Genomic DNA, 2,651 nt, shown 5'->3' with positions numbered 1-2,651 from the left:
GCCTATGGCACCGTGGTGGTGTTCCAGGATCTGTATGGCAACAAGTGGGATTTGTTGCAGCTCAAATAGCCAAGCCATTGTAGGAGCGCACTTGTGCGCGACAGCCTCACGGAGCGAAGGCCCTGGAGGTGGCGGTCGCGCACAAGTGCGCTCCTACAAGGTATGCCGCATTCAATCGGCGACGTCGGGCTCGAAGAAGCTCCAGCGGATATCAGGGAACTGCTCTTTCATCGCACGCTCGACGTTGTTGATCGCTTCGATCAACGTCGACTGATCCGGCGCCGGCGACATGCGCGCCTTCACGGCGACCATCACGTCCGGGCCCATCTGCAGGGTGAGCAGGTTGAGCACGACGTCCACTTCAGGGCGCGCATTGATGAAGGCCACCAGCTCCTCGCGTCGCCTGGGCTCCACGCCCTGGCCGATCAGCAGATCCTTCACTTTGTTGGCGATCACCACGGCCACCAGCATCAGTAGCGCGCCAATGGCGACGGTGCCGGCGGCGTCGTAGAGCAGGTTGCCGGTGATCATGGTGGCCAGCACGGCGACCAGCGCGATGGTCAGGCCGAGCAAGGCGGCGAGATCCTCGCCGAAGATCACCAGCAGCTCGCTCGAGCGGGTTTCACGGAACCAGCGCCACAGGCTGCGGCCTTCGCGTGCCTTGTTCACTTCCACGAGGCARCCGTGCATCGAAATGGATTCGGCGACCACGCCGAACGTCAGCACGCCGATCGCCAGCCACGCCCATTTCAGCGGCTCCGGATGGTTGAGCTTGTGGATGCCTTCGTAGATGGAAAACATGCCGCCCACGCTGAATAGCAGGATGGCGACCAGGAACGACCAGAAATACAGGGCGCGGCCCCAGCCCAGCGGGTATTCATCCGAAGGCGGTCGGTCGGCCTGGCGCATGCCCAGCAGCAACAGGCCCTGGTTGCCGCAGTCGGCCAGCGAATGCACCGCTTCGGCCAGCATGGCGCCCGAGCCGGTGATGAACGCGGCCACGAGCTTGCTGATGAAGATGGCGAAATTGGCGCCGAGGGCGAGCAGGATCGCCCTGAGTGAGTTTGCCTGACCGGACATCGTGCCTTCCTTTGGACGAAGGCGCTGAGTTTAGCCGGCTATGCGTCGCGTCAGTGTATGACGCCGCCCACACCGATGCCGAAGCTCACGTTCGACTTGCCGGCTTCCATTTCGGAGGCGGTCCAGACGTGCGACTGCGCCACGCTGACCGTCGGGAACACGTAGCTGGCCTGGCCCACATTGCCTGGGCGCGTGCCGGTGATACGGCCGGCCAGTGTGATCAGCGAGCCGGTCGGATAGTTGAATGGCTCCACGAAGCCCGGCATCACCGCGACGAAACGACCCCAGCCGCCGTTGTTGTCCAGCTTGGGACGCTGCGAGCTGTCCAGCGGATAACCCACCACTTCCACTTCGCTGCGGTCGGGGAAGTTGCGCACTTCGACCACGGTGCCGCCCCAGATCACGTCGGCATTGGCATAGCGGTCCGGTGACTGCGCCACGTTGTTCGGCGTCGTGACCACGGTGTTGGCCGACGGCTTGTAGATGGGCGCCGGCGCGCAAGCCGCGAGCGTCAGCATGGCGAGGGCGGCGGCACTGCGCAGGAGGGTGCTGGAGGCGTGGGTCATGGCCGTATTCCGCGTGAGTTGGTTTGAGCTTAACGGGCTCGTCGCGCGGAAGGTATACGGCAAGTGGAAACCGGATCAGGCATTCAGCTGGCGCTGTCCTGCGCCAGCCAGTCGAGCCGCCATTGGGCAGGCCGTTCCTGCGACAACATGGGCGCCATGGCGCGCAGCGAATCGCGCAGGGCGTCGTCCAGCTTCCACGGGGCGTTGAGGATCACCATGCCCGAGCCGTTGAGTCGCAGCGGCGAATCGTCCGGATGCACCATCAGCTCCGCGCGCAGCACGCGCCGCGCGCCGCAGTGCTGCAACCAGCGATGGAAGGGCTGCACCTGGCTGCGCAGCTTGATCGGATACCACACCGCATACACGCCGGTGGGCCAGCGTTCCAGCGCTGCCTTGAGCGCCTTCTCGATCACGCGATACTCGCTGTCCTGCGCTTCATAAGGCGGGTCGATCAGCACCAGGCCGCGTTTTTCCTTGGGCGGCAGCAGGGCCTTGAGTGCTTCATAGCCGTTGCGCTGATGCACGTGCACGCGGTGGTCGCGATGGAAAAGGTCGCGCAGGCGCGTGGCTTCCTCCGGATGCAGTTCGCATAGCTGGGCGCTGTCGATGTCGCGCATCGCGTTGGCGACTTGCAGCGGCGAGCCTGGGTAGAGCTTCAGGCCGTGATCGTTGCCCGGCAGGCGCAGGATGGCATCGAGCCAGCGGCGCAGCAGCGGCGGCAGCGCCTGGGCCTTGCCGTTGTTTGGAGACAGGTCCGGAAACAGCAGGCGCGAGATGCCGTCTTTGTATTCGCCCGTTTTGCCCGCCTCGGTGCTGTCCAGCGCATAGCAGCCGCTGCCGGCGTGCGTATCGATGAAGGCGAACGGGGTCGGCTTCGCCTGCATGGCTTCGATCAGCGCGAAAAGGACGCTGTGTTTGAGGACATCGGCGAAGTTGCCGGCGTGGTAGGCGTGGCGGTAGTTCATGGGGAGGAGGGGGCGCCGGGCGGAGGGACAGTATAGGGGG

Annotated in this window: 3 protein-coding genes; all 3 read right to left on the bottom strand. The window is 64.8% G+C overall.

Going from position 1 to position 2,651, the window contains the following annotated elements; genetic code table 11:
• Window positions 1-171 precede the first annotated feature (171 nt).
• Window positions 172-1,080, bottom strand: a complete 909-nt coding sequence (locus tag AC1DMG_RS21480) for a cation diffusion facilitator family transporter (RefSeq protein WP_477178471.1) — start codon at window positions 1,078-1,080, stop codon at window positions 172-174.
• Between the two features lie 50 nt (window positions 1,081-1,130).
• A complete protein-coding gene (locus tag AC1DMG_RS21475) occupies window positions 1,131-1,646 on the bottom strand; it encodes a Slp family lipoprotein (protein WP_441604167.1) in 516 nt (171 codons plus the stop codon).
• Window positions 1,647-1,729: 83 nt separating this feature from the next.
• Window positions 1,730-2,611 carry a 23S rRNA (adenine(2030)-N(6))-methyltransferase RlmJ gene (locus AC1DMG_RS21470; protein WP_441604166.1) on the bottom strand — a complete coding sequence of 294 codons (882 nt, stop codon included), beginning with the start codon at window positions 2,609-2,611 and terminating at the stop codon, window positions 1,730-1,732.
• Window positions 2,612-2,651: the final 40 nt, after the last annotated feature.

Source organism: Dyella sp. 01N36 (assembly GCF_056399745.1).
Note: the sequence above shows the minus strand (reverse complement) of the source record. Positions and strands in the feature narration are given on the sequence as shown.

What these genes read in the sequence shown, in the direction of transcription:
- AC1DMG_RS21470 (WP_441604166.1), bottom strand. Translation starts at nt 2,611, where the DNA reads ATGAACTACCGCCACGCCTACCACGCCGGCAACTTCGCCGATGTCCTC.
- AC1DMG_RS21475 (WP_441604167.1), bottom strand. Translation starts at nt 1,646, where the DNA reads ATGACCCACGCCTCCAGCACCCTCCTGCGCAGTGCCGCCGCCCTCGCC.